15 protein-coding genes and 1 pseudogene are annotated in these 15,063 nt (G+C 69.1%); 8 read left to right on the top strand and 8 right to left on the bottom strand.

The features are described 5' to 3' along the window. Positions 1 to 114: 114 nt before the first annotated feature. A complete protein-coding gene (locus EST54_RS21170; protein WP_129249206.1) occupies positions 115 to 894 on the top strand; it encodes a class I SAM-dependent methyltransferase in 780 nt (259 codons plus the stop codon). Positions 895 to 919: 25 nt separating this feature from the next. On the opposite strand, the pseudogene EST54_RS36265 reads toward EST54_RS21170, so the two are convergent. The 3 genes and pseudogenes from EST54_RS36265 to EST54_RS21160 all read right to left on the bottom strand — a co-directional run. After that, positions 920 to 1,048 (bottom strand): annotated as a pseudogene (locus EST54_RS36265) (IS5/IS1182 family transposase); the annotation flags it as partial. Positions 1,049 to 1,506: 458 nt separating this feature from the next. After that, positions 1,507 to 1,749: a hypothetical protein gene (locus EST54_RS21165; RefSeq protein ID WP_129249205.1), complete on the bottom strand. Its 243-nt coding sequence runs from the start codon at positions 1,747 to 1,749 to the stop codon at positions 1,507 to 1,509. Between the two features lie 149 nt (positions 1,750 to 1,898). Then, the gene (locus EST54_RS21160) at positions 1,899 to 2,531 is read right to left on the bottom strand and encodes a hypothetical protein (protein ID WP_244942580.1); all 633 of its coding nucleotides are present in this window, start codon (positions 2,529 to 2,531) and stop codon (positions 1,899 to 1,901) included. A 320-nt stretch (positions 2,532 to 2,851) separates the two neighbouring features. Between EST54_RS21160 and EST54_RS36260 the strand changes: the two genes are divergently transcribed. After that, complete coding sequence (locus EST54_RS36260; protein ID WP_372448265.1) at positions 2,852 to 3,025, top strand: Rmf/CrpP fold protein; 174 nt, start codon at positions 2,852 to 2,854, stop codon at positions 3,023 to 3,025. Between the two features lie 21 nt (positions 3,026 to 3,046). Then, entirely contained in the window at positions 3,047 to 3,706 is a 660-nt protein-coding gene (locus tag EST54_RS21155; RefSeq protein WP_129249204.1) for a hypothetical protein, read from the top strand. A 323-nt stretch (positions 3,707 to 4,029) separates the two neighbouring features. Here the strand turns inward: EST54_RS21155 and EST54_RS21150 are convergent, their stop codons facing one another. Then, complete coding sequence (locus tag EST54_RS21150) at positions 4,030 to 4,851, bottom strand: maleylpyruvate isomerase family mycothiol-dependent enzyme (protein ID WP_129249203.1); 822 nt, start codon at positions 4,849 to 4,851, stop codon at positions 4,030 to 4,032. Between the two features lie 114 nt (positions 4,852 to 4,965). Here EST54_RS21150 and EST54_RS35935 point away from each other — a divergent pair, with 114 nt between their 5' ends. Together EST54_RS35935 and EST54_RS21145 are read left to right on the top strand one after the other, a co-directional pair. Further along, positions 4,966 to 5,094, top strand: coding sequence for a hypothetical protein (locus EST54_RS35935; RefSeq protein ID WP_275543277.1), 129 nt, complete (start codon positions 4,966 to 4,968; stop codon positions 5,092 to 5,094). 244 nt (positions 5,095 to 5,338) lie between these two features. Continuing rightward, positions 5,339 to 6,118, top strand: coding sequence for an SDR family NAD(P)-dependent oxidoreductase (locus EST54_RS21145; protein WP_129249202.1), 780 nt, complete (start codon positions 5,339 to 5,341; stop codon positions 6,116 to 6,118). 129 nt (positions 6,119 to 6,247) lie between these two features. Here EST54_RS21145 and EST54_RS21140 read toward each other — a convergent pair whose 3' ends face one another. Next, entirely contained in the window at positions 6,248 to 7,162 is a 915-nt protein-coding gene (locus EST54_RS21140; protein WP_129249201.1) for an EamA family transporter, read from the bottom strand. Between the two features lie 717 nt (positions 7,163 to 7,879). On the opposite strand from EST54_RS21140, the gene EST54_RS35930 reads away from it, so the two are divergent. The 3 genes from EST54_RS35930 to EST54_RS21120 all read left to right on the top strand — a co-directional run bounded on the left by EST54_RS35930 (position 7,880) and on the right by EST54_RS21120 (position 11,331). Beyond that, positions 7,880 to 8,005, top strand: a complete 126-nt coding sequence (locus EST54_RS35930; RefSeq protein WP_275416133.1) for a hypothetical protein — start codon at positions 7,880 to 7,882, stop codon at positions 8,003 to 8,005. 128 nt (positions 8,006 to 8,133) lie between these two features. After that, a complete protein-coding gene (locus EST54_RS21130) occupies positions 8,134 to 8,490 on the top strand; it encodes a VOC family protein (RefSeq protein WP_129249200.1) in 357 nt (118 codons plus the stop codon). Positions 8,491 to 8,922: 432 nt separating this feature from the next. Then, a complete protein-coding gene (locus EST54_RS21120; RefSeq protein WP_129249199.1) occupies positions 8,923 to 11,331 on the top strand; it encodes an ATP-binding cassette domain-containing protein in 2,409 nt (802 codons plus the stop codon). A 112-nt stretch (positions 11,332 to 11,443) separates the two neighbouring features. Here the strand turns inward: EST54_RS21120 and EST54_RS21115 are convergent, their stop codons facing one another. The 3 genes from EST54_RS21115 to tap all read right to left on the bottom strand — a co-directional run bounded on the left by EST54_RS21115 (position 11,444) and on the right by tap (position 14,997). Continuing rightward, positions 11,444 to 12,004, bottom strand: a complete 561-nt coding sequence (locus tag EST54_RS21115; protein WP_129249198.1) for an isochorismatase family protein — start codon at positions 12,002 to 12,004, stop codon at positions 11,444 to 11,446. A 137-nt stretch (positions 12,005 to 12,141) separates the two neighbouring features. Beyond that, a complete protein-coding gene (tpg, locus tag EST54_RS21110) occupies positions 12,142 to 12,699 on the bottom strand; it encodes a telomere-protecting terminal protein Tpg (protein ID WP_129249197.1) in 558 nt (185 codons plus the stop codon). A 9-nt stretch (positions 12,700 to 12,708) separates the two neighbouring features. Continuing rightward, positions 12,709 to 14,997 carry a telomere-associated protein Tap gene (gene tap, locus EST54_RS21105; RefSeq protein ID WP_129249196.1) on the bottom strand — a complete coding sequence of 763 codons (2,289 nt, stop codon included), beginning with the start codon at positions 14,995 to 14,997 and terminating at the stop codon, positions 12,709 to 12,711. Between the last annotated feature and the right edge of the window lie 66 nt (positions 14,998 to 15,063).

Genomic DNA, 15,063 nt, shown 5'->3' with positions numbered 1-15,063 from the left:
TGGACGAAGACCGCCGACGAGATCCTCGACAAAGTCGCTGCATACTGCCGACGAATCTCCGACTCAGGTCACTAGGGCCTGTCCGACGAATCATGTGACAACTAGGCTGCGACGATGGAACGCTTAACCGACGTACCCGAGAGCTTCATCCAGTCTGCGTCTGCAGATTCGGCCCAGGCGAATGACTACGACAGTTTCGCCCAGGCGTACTCAGCGGAGAACGAGAACAACCTCGTGAACGCGTACTACGAGCGGCCCGCGATGCTGGCCCTCGCCGGAGACGTGGCTGGCCGTCGGATCCTGGATGCCGGCTGTGGCTCGGGCCCTTTGACCGCTGCACTACGCGATCGCGGTGCGGTCGTCACCGGCATCGACGCCAGCGCCGGGATGCTGGCACTGGCCAGGCGGCGGCTCGGTGACGACGTGGACCTGCACGTGGTTGACCTGCGCCACCGCCTGCCGTTCGCCGACGGTGCGTTTGACGACGTGGTCGCGTCGCTGGTGCTGCACTATCTGGAGGACTGGGGGCCGACGCTGGCCGAGTTGCGGCGAGTGCTCAGGCCCGGCGGCCAACTGATTGCGTCGGTGGACCACCCATTCGTGGCCTACACGATCCAGGATCCTCGGCCCGACTACTTTGCGACCACCAGCTATTCCTTCAACTGGACGTTCAACGGGCAGTCTGTCCCGATGAGGTTCTGGCGCAAGCCATTGCACGCGATGATTGATGCCTTCACCACCGCCGGCTTCCGTCTTTCCACCATCAGTGAGCCGCAGCCCGACCCGGCCGCCCGTGAGCTGTTCCCCGACGAGTTCCATGACCTTTCGTCCAAAACCTGCTTCCTGTTCTTCGTCGTCGAGGTACCGCCGTCATCTGCCGGTTCGGACGACTAGCGAGTCGGCGGATCACGAGCGGAGCCAGAGACGGATCGAGGCGTCTGTGACGGCGCCGTGGAAGATGCCGCGGGGGATTCTTGCGGGCCCCGGCGGCGTGCTGGTGGGCACGGCAGAACGTGGAGTCCACGCTCACCATCGACCAGTCGATCCGTCAGATCTCCCCGCCCCATGGCCGTGCCAACGGCCCGAGGCCGCGACGGTCACATGATCCGCAGGACAGGTCCTAACCCCCTCATCGCACCATCTGCTCCAAGAGGCCCCCGAACCCCGCGGTTCAAAAACACGCCCCGCACGCCGGCACATTCCCGGCCGTTGAAACTGACAGGCTGCGAGCGGCTCAGCCCCAGCGGGCACTGCCTGACCTCGCGGCATGGCACAGATCTACACGCGAGGTTCTGAAACGTACGGGGGGAGCCACTCGTGCGGCCCTCTACGACAGGGGATGCGGTCCCGGACCGGCCGCTACGAATGGCCAGCTGTGTGTACGTCGCCTTGGCTGCCTCGGCTTCTCCCCGGACAGGCGCACGAGTTGGTGAGCGCACTCGCGCTGGAGGCTATGCCCGTCTCGGACACCTGGAAGATGGGACCGAGTAGATAGGGCTTCGTGGGCTAATCGTCAATGCACTTGGGGTACTTCGAGCCCCGGTAGCAGTCGTGGTAGTCGTACTTGCTGACCCGGAATTTCGTCTCCTTGCCCTCCTTCGTGGGATCGACGACCAAGTAGAGCTTCTTCCCGTCCTTGGCCTTCTTGGTGACCCGGCCTTCAGGGCCTTTGCCAAAGTCCTGCGCGCACCCGGCGAGTGCGAAGGCGGCGACTGCCACAAGGACGGGGGCGATAATGAGGCGACGCATGTCGTGCTCCGATCAAACTTTTGAGACGGCGTCAGTCTAGGAAGTCGACTACCCGGCAGAGCAGGCAGGGTTGCTCACTCCCACAGCCGGGCCAGGCAACGGGCTGGGCGACGAGCGCCCGGCCGTCGGCTCGGGCGGCTGGCCGGTGCTCAGCGGTAGGGACTCCAGCCGCCGAAGCGGGCCATCAGCTTCCGCGCCGCGTCCTCGTTCAGCCCGAGGGCGGCGGCGGCCTGTTCGACTGTCGTGTCCCGCCTGGCATGGTGGGCCGGCCAGTACCCGACCTGTCCGGCGGTCACCTCCAGCCGGCGGGCTGCCCGCACGGCCGCGAGCGGTGAGGTCTTCGCCAGCTTCTCGACCTCCTCCTGCAGCTGGGCCAGCAAGGCGGTGACCGCCTCCGGCAGGGGAATGGCCGAATCTTCCACCTCGGCAGTGTGCGCGTCCCAGTCCTCCATGCAGGTGTCCGCCGTGCCGCCCGCCGCCTCGACAAGCTTCCGCTCGCCGATCACCCCCCAGTCCAGCCGGCGCTCCGGGCCATTCCAGCCGCAGGAACACACCGCGCGCAACGCGGCCGCCCGCGGTCCGTGCGCGGACGCGCCGTCATAGACGCTCCACTGCGACACCGACTCTCCGCCCACACCGGAGCTCATCCCGAAAAAGACGGAGGCCGGGACGGAACCGTCGGCCAGAAGCACGCCGACCGCGCCCTCGTGGGAAGAGCCGAACTCCTCCGTCGTCCACGTCTCCCGCTCACCCATGGCGCCCTCCAGCAGCTCCACCCGCACCCGAGACGCCCTCGACCGAGGCGCCGAAGACGACAATGCCGCAGCCTCGACGGGCACCACTACCGGATTCGCCAAATGGGCAAGGCCCTCGGCAGATTACGAGGCTCAGCCGGGCAGTCCGACGAACTCGCGTGCGTTGTCCTGGCGATGCGGACCTACGCGATGACCCACTGGTCAGCCCCCCCCCGCGCGACGTCGCCGCGGTAGAGGGAACGGGCACCGACGGATGAAAGGCCCGGTGTGGTGAGGCCACAACCCCAGCAGATGCCCCGGAGACCCGCGGCAATCAGCAGAACCGAAATCTGAACGAGGGGGTAGCAGTGGCCAGTCGAGGTGACCACGTCCGCGCCATCAACGCCGGCGCCGAGGCCGGCCATAACGGTAGTCCTGTGACCTCGTTCCCGTTCCCCGCCGGCGATCTACGCCGCTCGACATGGGCCCGTGGATACCGAAAGCCCCATCCCCTTGGGCGAAGAGCGTGCGCCTACCCCTAGCAACATGCTTTGATACTACGCATGTTGCTCGCTGGGGAGTGGTACAACTCCGATGCCTTTTGGAAGGCTGCTACAGCAGTCATTGCCCTCCTTGCGCTCAGCTGGGGGGTTTACACGTGGCGGTTCAAGGACCCAAAGCGTCAGTTCCTCTACGGGATGTCAAATCCGACCCCCCTCCTGAGCGCTCCGGAAGGCGTACGCCAAGACCTGGAGTTGCGACATCGTGGAGAGGTTCTTACCGATCCGCACGTACTTCAAGTGACCTTGATCAACAGGGGAAGGAAAGATATCCCCAGCACCGACTTCGATGGCGGTAGGAGTATCCGCTGCGATCTCGGAGTACGGATCATTGCCCACCTCAGCAGCACATGCGTACCCGAATCACTCAAGGCACCGAAACTGGCGATCAAGGCCACTGCCATTGAGGCGGCACCCACCCTCATTCGCAGCAGGCAATCCATCACGTATGCGCTCCTCGTAGACGGAGCGAAACCAATCCTTGAGTGCGATATCCCGATCATCAACGTGCATCCCCGCGAAATCGATTCGGAATACACACAAGGAATCGCCACAGAGGCACTGACCGTGGCACTCGTTTCATCCGTACCGTTTGGTGCCGTAATCGATGCGGTCCTTTCCATTGGGATTCCAAGCTGGCGCCGGCGACGGCGAAATGACTAGAAGCGCGAAACACTGTCTCAGGCCACATGCTCCACCTCCCATGGCCTCTTCGCGCTCCTCGCCATTCCCTTCTTGTCGCCTTGGCTTCAGCAGGAGATGACGAGCACCGCACCGGCGTGAGCCGTCCCCGGCGGGGATACCGCAGCAGTGCAACACCTGGCCCGAGCGCCTGGCCTCGCGCGGATCGTGGACGGATCGCCGTCGCAGCCGGGCGCCGCGCTGACCGAACCTGCCCTGCTGACCGGCGGGCTGGGCCGGCCGTCCGCGCCTGAAGGCCATCGGTCGGCTGTGTGCAACTGGGGCCTGCCCGCTCGCCGTTGTGTTCAGGGAGCCTTGAAGAGGGTCGGGAAGCGGGGAGCGAGCCAGGGCTTGCGGCCCCAGGCGAGGATGTGGCCCCGGGCCATGGCGCTCCACTGGTCGCGGCGGCCGAGTGCCATGAGGAGGAAGGTGACCGGCTCGGTGACGATGGTGCAGTCCGGGCGGGCCGGCGGCTGCGCGCCCACGGACACCGCGCCGTTGGTCACTGTCACGCCGAATCGGGCACCACCCCACAAGCGGACCGCATAGCGGGCGGCCAGCCCGGCCGTACGGGCGGTGTCGGTCACCCGTGGCATGGCCGTGATCATGAACGGCAGGGTCAGCTCGACACGGGCACGGTTGATCATGTGTGGACGACCCAGTGCCCGGGCGAGATCGTAGCCGTGGCCAAGCATGTGCGTGAGCAGGTAGGACCCCAGTACGTCCGGGCCCATCGGTCCCAGCGGGGTAACGACGGTTCCCGCAATGGCGCTCCCCTGCACCGCCTTCAGGTAAGCATCAGCCTGCGCCACGATCATCGCGGCCAGCGGCTCGGCTCCACGCTCGTCGAACTCGGCGAGCGCACGCTCGTTGGCCGCCGCGAGGCTCTGCGGCGTGCCGTCGCCGTAACTGCGTACGTGCCCTGCCGCGACGTCGGCCATCAGTTCGTTGGCCTGCGCCAGATGCGCTGCCGCCTCCCCGACGTTCCATTCCGACCCGGGTACCGGACGCTCCATGTCGGTGTCGCGGCGCAGCAGCGCGGCGATCTCGTCGGCGGTCTCGCGTATGGCCGCACCGAGTCCCTCGGGCAGAGTGCCGCGTATGTCCTGCCCGGCCGCTGATTCCACGCCGTTCTCCTCCGCTGTCCCGTGCCTCTCCGGCTGCGTGGGCAACCGGACGGCGCACGCGTGACGGATCACCCGGCGTACAGAAGACCAGGCAGCGGAGGCCGGGACAAGACCTTGAGCCGTGCTCGGCACAGGTCATGTGGCGACAGATGGCTGGGAGCGGGGCTCACCGTGCTGCCAGACCAGGCCGACGCCGACGCCGACACCGACACCGACACCGACACCGACGAGGATCTGAGCTGAGCCGTCCCGGGGGACTCCACCGTGGTGCGCGCTGTCCGGCACGCGGCCGGGGCCCGCAACAAGGGGCCCGTCCACTGCGGGTCCGAGTCCAGGGCGGGTCCGAGGCGCAGGCATCGTCGTGTGGTCGGCCCGGTGTCCGAACGAAACCGCCTAGCTGAGCAGTCCTGCCTTCCGTTCGTTCAGGAAAGCCGTCTGATGCGGCCCCGGCCAGCCGGTCCGGCACCACCAGCCATAAGGTTCAGGCATGACCTCGCAGGCGTACCTCTCTGAATTGTTTTCGCTGGACGGCCGGGTGGCGGTGGTGACCGGCGGTAGTTCCGGCATCGGCCGGGCCATCACCGAGGCCCTCGCGCGTGCAGGGGCGAGTGTGGTGATCGTGGCGCGCAGGAAGGCCGAACTGGCCGCCACCGTAGATGAACTGACGGCTCAGGGCTGCCGGGCGGCATGGGTGAGCGCGGACCTCAGCACGCGAGACGGGGTGCGCGCGGCGGCCGAGGAAGCGGTCGAAGCGTTCGGGGAGCCCGACATCCTCGTCAACTGTGCCGGGGTCAATCTGCGGCCGCCGATAGGGGAATTGGACGACGAGGTCTGGGACACCACGATGGCGGTGAACCTTGAAGCGCCTCATCTGCTGGGACAGCGCTTCGGGCCCGGCATGGCCGAACGGGGCTACGGGCGCATCGTCCACATCACCTCGCAGCAGGCGCATCGCGCGTTCGTCCAGAGTGGCGCGTACGGCGTCTCCAAGGGGGCGTTGGAGTCGCTGGCCCGTTCGCAGGCGGAGGCATGGTCTCCGTTCGGCGTCACCTGCAACACGCTCGTGCCAGGGTTTGTGATGACGCCGCTCAATCAGCGGCTGTCGTCCGACCCCGAGAAGGTCGCGGCGCTGGCGGCGCGCACGATGGTCGGGCGCAATGGGCTGGCGGAGGACTTCGCCGGCGCGGCGGTGTTCCTGGCGAGCCGTGCGTCTGCGTACGTCACCGGGCAGGCGGTCTTCGTCGACGGCGGGTTCTCCGTTCACTGAACCGCCGATGGTCGTGCGTTCCGGGATGCCGGTGCACTGGCCGGCATTCGGGCTACCGGTGCACCGGCCGGATCTGCGCACCGTGGCGGATGCGGGGATGGACCGCCTCCCTCGCTTGCGCGTGGAGGGTCAGGCCGCACGCGTCCCCCGGCCGACGGTGCCGACCGAGGCCAGCGCCACCGCCGCCACTCCGGTCCATTGCTGCGGGGCTAGGTGCTGGCCGAGGAACGACAGGCCGATGACGGCCCCCACCGCGGGTTCGAGGCTGGTGAGCACCCCGAAGACGCCCGGCGGCAGACGGCGCAGAGCCGCCATCTGGAAGGAGTAGGGCAGCTCGCTGGAGAGGACGGCCACCGCGGCGGCGATGGACAGTGTTCGGGGGTCGAGCAGCCGTGTGCCGGCCTGGAGGATGCCGTACGGCAGACTCAGCAGCGCGCCCCAGCTCACGGCGAGCGCGAGGCCGCGGCCATCCGGAAGATGCGCTGCGAGCTGCTTTCCGACGAGGATGTAGCCGCCCCAGCAGCCTCCGGCGAGGAGCCCGAAGAGGAGGCCGGCCCCGTTCATCGGGACACCGGAGTGGCTGAGGAGTACGACGCCGGTGGCAGCCAGCGCGGCCCACAAAAGGTCGGCCGGCCGGCGGGATCCGGCGAGCGCGAGGGCGAACGGACCGATGAACTCCATCGTCGTCGCTGCGCCCAGCGGGACCCGGTCCACCGCCTCGTAATAGCTGAGGTGATGGACGGCGATCAGGGTGCCGGCGCCCAGGGCCAGGCGCCACGTCCTGCGGTCCCAGCGCCATCCCGGGCGCCATAGGGCGACCAACAGCACGGCCGCGAGCACCAGACGGAGCGCCACGACGCCCGCCGGCCCCACAAGCGGGTACAGGCTGGTGGTCAACGCGGCGCCGCCCTGGAGTCCGAGCAATCCGCCCAGGACGAGCACCGGGGCGGGCACCGTGTTCAGGCGGTGGCTGATCGCCTCGGTGGCGGGTCGGCGCGGAGTGGCGGGGGCGGCGATGGTTCCTCCTGGGGCGGCGCCGGACATGCGGTGTGAGGGGGCCGGCGGAAGTCGGCGGACGCCCTGCCAGCAGGCGTCCGGGGTGCCGGCGGCCCCGCTGCGTCCCGGTGTGCGGTCGGGATCGGCCTCGGGCGCCGGGCGGTCGGCGTCGGTGTCGGGTATCAGGTGTCGGGGGGTGGCGGTTTCGGGTGTCCGTGGTGTCCGTGAATGCGGTGTGGGTGTGCGGCATGCGTCAGGTGTCGGAGACGCGCAGGCTGGCGACACCGGTGACCTTGGCAGTCAACGGGCCCTCTCACAAGGCTCGTTGGACAATGGAATCCGCATGGTGAGGCGGACACAAACCCTGGAAACGACGGTCGGTCCCGCGTGGCTGCCGTCCTCCCCCGGCCGAGGGGATGCGCAGCGCACACACTCGACCAAGGCCGCTTCTTTGCCCTCTCTTTGTGTGTGGCGTGCCCGGATCTTTGTGTGTGGCGTCCCCGGATCTTTGTGTGTGGCGTCCCCGGATCTCTGTGTGCGGCGTGTCCGGCCGCCACCGGCCACCACTGACGACGCTCCTCGGAACCTGGCATCGCGGCCGACCGGAGTTCCTCACCTGTGGTCGGCAGGCGTGGGAGGGAACGATCCGTTGGGGTGGAGTCGCTGTCGGCTCGGCACCGGCCGTCACCACGGTGCGGAGAGCCTTGAAACGACTTATCCACAGGCAACGACGAATATCGGGCTCAGGGCGCTAGCGTGACCGCCATGGACATCACCCTGCACGCGAGTTTCCTCCCGCACGACGCCCCGGACGCATCCCTGGCCTTCTCTTGCGACCGCCCCGAGGTCGTCCCGGTGGTCCTCCATCTGTTGCGGGCCCGACCCGGTTAAGACAGCCAGCGGCCGACCCGCCATCTGGGGCGATCGGGCGGTCGATGTGCGGATTCCCCGCTTTCCCCACCCCCCGTTCGTCTCCGAGCCAGACCATCCCGTCCAGACCCACTACCTCAGGAGTGACCATGACCGGCTCTTCCACCCAGGGAATCAAGACCGTGCTGCATCCCGTTTCCGACCTGGCGGCGGCCAAGGAGGTGTACACCGCCCTGCTCGGCGTACCGCCGCAGGCCGACGAGTCCTACTACGTCGGCTTCGATGTCGCGGGCCAGCACATCGGGCTGGTGCCGGGCGGTGGACCGCAGGGCATGACCTCGCCGGTGGCCTACTGGCACGTGCCGGACATCGAGGCGAAGCTGGCCGAGCTGACCGCGGCGGGTGCCACCGTGAAGGAGCCCGCGCGCGACGTCGGCGGCGGCCGCCTCGTGGCCACCGTCACCGACCCCGATGGCAACGTCCTCGGGCTGCTTCAGGACCGATGAGTACCGGCCCTGCCGGAGTCAGTTCCAGCCCGCCGGTCAGGACCGGTCCGCCGATCAGTACCCGTCCGCCGATGAGTGCCAGCCGCCCTCCGCCCCGCTCGCAGCGTCGTTGCGACACCCGCGTCCGCCGGCCACGCCGTACCACTGGTTTTGCCTCTCCCCGCGCCGTACCCAGGCTTGGCGCGAGGTGAACGAGCTGGTCCGGCCGAGAGCTGGTGTGCGACGGCCGCTGATGGGGCTGCAGCCTCTGCCCCGCGCGACGCGTGGCCGCGGGGCGAGGCCGGGGAGCGCGGGGCCGGGCCGGGCCGAGCCGCAAGGCTCCATGGACCGCGGCGAAGAAGAACCAGACCTACTGCTTAAGCTGACCAGATCGAGCCAGGCGACGCCGGCGGATGCCGCGAAGGCGGCGCGCGCCCTACAGAGGGAGACACGATGAGCATAGCCGCGAGGACGGATTCGCAGTCGCCTGCGCTGCACGTTGCCGACAGCCACGGTCTGATCCGCGTGCACGGCGCCCGCGAGAACAACCTCAAGGACGTCAGCGTCGAGATCCCGAAGCGCCGGCTGACGGTGTTCACCGGTGTCTCCGGCTCGGGCAAGAGCTCTCTGGTGTTCAGTACGATCGCCGCGGAGTCGCAGCGGATGATCAACGAGACCTACAGCGCCTTCGTGCAGGGCTTCATGCCGACGCTGGCGCGGCCCGAGGTCGATGTGCTCGAAGGGCTGACGACCGCGATCATCGTCGACCAGCAGCGGATGGGTGCCGACCCACGCTCCACGGTCGGCACCGTCACCGACGCCAACGCGATGCTGCGCATTCTCTTCAGCCGGCTCGGGCAGCCGCACATCGGCTCGCCCAACGCGTTCGCCTTCAATGTCGCCTCGGTCCGGGCGAGCGGCGCGATCACGGTCGAACGCGGCGCCGGCACCAAGGCCAAGGCCGTGACCTTCACCCGCACCGGCGGCATGTGTACTCGTTGCGAAGGCCGGGGCACGGTCTCCGACATCGACCTCACCCAGCTCTACGACGACTCCAAGTCGATCGCCGAGGGCGCGTTCACCATCCCCGGCTGGAAGTCCGACAGCTTCTGGACCGTACGGGTCTACGCCGAGTCGGGCCTCCTCGACCCGCACAAGCCGATCCGCAAGTACACCAAGAAGGAGATGCAGGACTTCCTCTACCGGGAGCCGACCAAGGTCAAGGTCGAGGGCGTGAACCTCACCTACGAGGGGCTGATCCCCAAGATCCAGAAATCGATCCTGTCCAAGGACAAGGAGGCGATGCAGCCGCACATCCGGGCGTTCGTGGAGCGGGCGGTCACCTTCACCAGCTGCCCCGAATGCGACGGCACCCGGCTCAGCGAGGCGGCCCGGTCGTCGAAGATCAAGCGGATCAGCATCGCCGACGCCTGCGCGATGCAGATCAGCGACCTGGCCGAATGGGTCCGCGGCCTCGACGAGCCGTCGGTGGCGCCGTTGCTCGCCAAGTTGCGGCACACCCTTGAGTCGTTCGTGGAGATCGGGCTCGGTTACCTCTCGCTCGACCGACCGTCGGGCACGCTGTCCGGCGGCGAGGCGCAGCGCGTCAAGATGATCCGCCACCTCGGATCCTCGCTCACCGACGTCACCTACGTCTTCGACGAGCCCACCATCGGCCTCCACCCGCATGACATCCAGCGGATGAACGACCTGCTGCTGCGGCTGCGGGACAAGGGCAACACGGTGCTCGTCGTGGAGCACAAGCCGGAGGTGATAGCGATCGCGGACCATGTCGTCGACCTCGGCCCCGGCGCCGGTACGGCGGGCGGCACGGTCTGCTTCGAGGGCACCGTGGAGAGGCTGCGGAGCGGCGGCACCGTCACCGGCCGCCATCTCGACGACCGGGCCGCCCTCAAGGGGACGGTGCGCACGCCCACCGGCTCGCTGGAGATCCGCGGCGCGACGACGCACAACCTGCGCGGCGTCGACGTCGACATCCCCCTCGGAGTGCTGGCCGTCGTCACCGGCGTCGCCGGCTCCGGCAAGAGCTCACTCGTGCACGGGTCACTGGGTCAACAGTCGGGGGCCGCCGGCGCGGGTGTGGTGTCGATCGACCAGACCGCGATCCGCGGCTCGCGGCGGAGCAACCCGGCGACGTACACCGGACTGCTCGACCCGATCCGCAAGGCGTTCGCGAAGGCCAACGGCGTGAAGCCGGCGCTGTTCAGCGCCAACTCCGAGGGGGCCTGCCCCACCTGCAACGGCGCCGGCGTCCTCTACACCGACCTGGCGATGATGGCCGGCGTCGCCACCACCTGCGAGGAGTGCGACGGGAAGCGGTTCCAGGCCTCGGTCCTCGACCACCACCTCGGCGGCCGCGACATCAGCGAGGTGCTCGCGATGTCGGTGACCGAGGCCGAGGAGTTCTTCGGCACCGGTGAGGCTCCCACGCCGGCCGCACACCGCATCCTCGGCCGGCTCGCCGACGTCGGGCTCGGCTACCTCACCCTCGGGCAGCCGCTCACCACGCTGTCCGGCGGCGAGCGGCAGCGGCTCAAGCTGGCGACCCACATGGCCGAGAAGGGCGGCGTCTACGTCCTCGACGAGCCGACCGCCGGCCTGCATCTCGCCGACGTCGAGCAGTTGCTCGGCCTGCTCGACCGGCTCGTCGACTCCGGCAAGTCGGTCATCGTCGTCGAGCACCACCAGGCGGTCATGGCGCACGCCGACTGGATCATCGACCTCGGCCCCGGCGCCGGCCACGACGGCGGCCGGATCGTCTTCGAGGGCACACCCTCCGACCTCGTCGCCGCCCGTTCCACCCTCACCGGCGAGCACCTCGCGGCCTACGTCGGCGCGTGACCGAGGCCCTCGCGGACACGGCGGGAGGAGCTTTCTGCCATCTGTTGCGACTCGTCCTCCTTCAGGGCAGGCACCATGTCCGACCTGTCCCCTCCATGAAGCTGCGGGTGAGTCAGGGTGCGCCGCCGAAATCGACGTCCTTGGTCTCGACCGCCCCAGCCGTCCGCCCCGGCGCCGTCTGGTAGGTCCAGTACAGGTTCGTATGCGCGATGACCTGGCTCGGCGGCGGCGCGCCCCATGTTGTCTTGTCGCCCGTCGTGTGGGCGTCGCTGACCAGGGTCGCGTCGTACCCCCTGGCGAACGCGCCGTGGAGCGTCGAGCGGACGCACGCGTCGGTCTCCGCGCCGACGACGACGATCCGCCCAACACCGAGTCCCGACAGCACGGTCTCCAGAGTGGTGTCCTCGAAGGAGTCCCCGTAGCTCTTCTCGACGAGCGGCTCCGTGTCCTCTGGAGTGAGCTCCGGGACGATCCGCCAGTCGTCGCTCCCCCTCGTGAGTTCCTCGTCGGAGTGCTGGACCCAGATGACCGGGACCCGTTCCCGCCGCGCCCGCTCGACGAGGCTGGCGACGTTCGCGACGACCACGTCGCGCTGGTGGACACCTTCGACGACGCCCTTCTGCACGTCGACGACAAGGAGCGCGGTGTTCGGCCGGTTCTCCAATATGGTCATGATCTTCCTTCCTTTACTCGCGCTGGGCTCGTGTCTAGGCACGGTAGCCCCACCCACTGACAGCGGGCCGAACGTCGTTCAGCGCCGCCGCCCAGGCAGCAGCAGGAGGAAGGTCCCGGCCCTCGCGAATGCAAAGATCAGTAGTCGAGTTCTACGTAGTCGATGTCGGTGAACTCGACCAGGAGGCCGTCGGCGCGACGGCCGCGGTCCTTGAAGTAGATCTCCTGCAGGCCCTCGGCGGCGATGTTCTGCAGTTCCTGCTCGGCGGCGCCGGCGGCCTGCGCGTCGAACAGTCGGGCCGCATAGGCCGGCGGCAGGGCCTGGGTGATGAGGCGGATCCGGCCGTCGTCGGTCGAGCCGGGGGCGGCGGTGAAGCCGAAGCGGGCCCGGGTCTCGATGACGATGCCGTCGGTGGTCGCCGCCCGCTTCCTCGCCCGCTCGCGGACCCGCGGCTGCCACCGCTTGCGGACCTCCCGCTCTATACGTGCGGCGAGGTCCTTGCGGGGCCGCTTGATCTGCGCCTTGACGTAGCGCTCGACCGTACGCTGCGAGATGCCGAGCAGCTCGGCAACGGCCTTGGTGGAGCCCTTCTCCGTCTTGACCAGGAACCGCATCTGCGCCGGCCCCGACTTGGGGATGGGTCGGGTGGTGGTGTGCTCCGCGGCCTTGTCGAGGCTGTCCTGGATGATGCCCATCGCGCTGGTCTACTCTCCGTCGGCGGCGGCGTCGGTGCCCTTGATGTGCCGGGCGGGATTGCTCTGCTCGTCCTCGATCATCGAAGCCAGCCACAGGAAATCCTGGGTGCCCTCGTGCTTGACCATGCCAGGGGACACCCCGAGCCGGAACCCGCCCGGCACCGGCTTGCCTTCGGGGGTGTACGGAAGGACGTCGAGCGGCGAGGGGCCCCGGGAGAGGTAGACGGCGCAGTCGGACAGCACCGCCACGGGGAACAGGCCGGCGGCGGCGAGCCTGGTCATCTTGCGATGCATGTTGGTGCGGGCCTTGCCGATCAGCTCCGCCCGGATGTGCGGGCTCCACGTCGGGCGTTCCAGGGCCGGCCAGCGCTCGCCGTGCTTGTGCCTCGCGCTCTGCGGGCGTTCGCGGAGCTTGCCGATGCCGCCCTTGACGCTGGATTTGATGGCGGAGAGCACCGCGGCCCGGCCCGGGTCGACGTTCTTGTGGCGGGCCATGGCGGCGAGGAAGTCCTCGTCGGTCATGCCGCTGGTGACGCCGAGGTCGGCCATGGTGGCCATGTAGGCGTCGCGCAGTCTGGTGTACCAGGGGTCGAGGTAGGCGCCGCTCTCAAGGCGGACATACGCCTCTGTCGGCTGTACCCGGGCACCGAGTTCCACGGCGTAGGCGACGGTGGAGGTCGAATACCAGGCCGGCCCGGTCGGACGGATGCCCTTCGGGGTGAACGGGGACGGGAGGCGGGGGTCGAGGTCGAGGTGGGACAGGTCCACGAGCCACGAACCGGGCAGTTTCGGATCGAAGTCGGGGCGCTTCTCATGGGTGGCGGGGCCGAGGCCGACGAGGAGACGGTTGGCGGCCGCGGCGAACGCCATGTTCACGTCGAGGCCGACCGCGTGGGTGTAGCCCGCGGTGCACTCCTCGTCGGTGAGGGGGCGGAACCAGTCGTAAGCCTCCTCGTCGACGACCTGGTCGGGGGTGCGTTCGTGGAAGCGGGGGTAGCAGGCGGCAACGACGGGATGTTCCATCGGTGCCTCGGGCGGCGCCGGATCCACCGCTTCCGTGAGCGAGCCCGGCATCGGACCCGACACCCAGGATCCGGACGCGTTCTTGACGGCGCGGGTCGGCGGGCGCAGCGCGGTCATCAGTTCCAGGCCGCATACGGCGGTCGAACCGAGCGGTGTGATGACGCGCTGGGCGTAGGAGCCGAGGACCGCGGCGACGTCGGCCGGCGGCAGTTGCCCCGTGGCACCCCAGGAACGCTCATCGAGCGCGCCCCACGGCAGGACGGCCAGCTGGACGCACTGGCGTCGGCCGCCCTCCGTGGGCCGGTAGATGCGTGCCCAGGGACCGAAGCCGCGCCGGGTCAGCTTCCACTCGGCACGCGCCAGCTGCTTGATCACCGGGTGGTCCTCGGGCAGGCGCAGACCGCGCCGGTCCTCCAGTTCGGCCGGCAGACCGAGGCGTCCGGCGGCCGCAGCGGTCAGCACGATCAGCGGGTCGGCGTCCTTGCCGGACCGGTGCAGGCGCGGTGCACCGAGCTTCGCCTCGGACAGCGTCCATTCGACCAGCGCCGGGAGGGACTTCGCCGGGCAGTCGAGGACCAGGCCGCCGACGCAGTACAGCGAACCGTCCTCGTCCAGCACGCCCAGCGGTCCGTGGGCGAAGCGCGGGTCGGTGTCGGTCGGAGCATCGGCGGGCTTCTTCGTCGGAGCGTCTTTCAGTGCGACGTTTCTCGGCGGGGTGTTTTTCGGTGGGGAGTTTTTCGGTGGGGAGTTTTTCGGTGGGTCGTTCTTCCGCGGGCCGTTGCTCCACGGGGTGTTCTTCGCGGCCGGTCGCCGTGACGGAGGCGGCGGCTCGGTGTGGCCGGCCGGGTTGGGCGCAGCGTCGGCGGCAGGCGGGGGCGGTGCCTGTACGGGTGCCTGTGCCGGGGCGGCCGGGGCCGGGATGGCGGGTTCGGGGGCGAGGGTCTGCGGCGCGGCGGTCGGCGCGGAGGCCTCCGGCACCGTCGGCGCGGGGCGGCCGGCCGTGGCGGGGTCGTCAGCTGGATAGCGAGCGGCGAGGCCCTCCAAGAGCCGGGCGTATGCGGCGCGTTTGGGCGGCCGCGGCTCGGTCCTGCCCACCTCCCAGCTCGTCACCGTCTCCCGCCGTACCGACAGGGCACGCGCCACCTGATCCTGGCTCAGGCCGCCCGCCTCACGCAGCCGCCGGCGTTCCGCCGGATCCGGCAGCGCATCCTGGTCCGCCACATGCTCCAGCAGCGCGTCGACCGATGCGAACAGCTTGTCCTGCTCGTTGGGCACAGGATCACCTCCTGGCCCCACTCTAGTTGAAACACACCTGGCGTCGCGGTGAAGCGCACGGCCGAC

The sequence above is a fragment of the Streptomyces sioyaensis genome (assembly GCF_004122735.1).
GTDB classification, from domain to species: Bacteria; Actinomycetota; Actinomycetes; order Streptomycetales; family Streptomycetaceae; genus Streptomyces; species Streptomyces sioyaensis.
The sequence above is the reverse complement of the archived record's forward strand: the minus strand, read 5'-3'. Positions and strand labels throughout refer to the sequence as shown.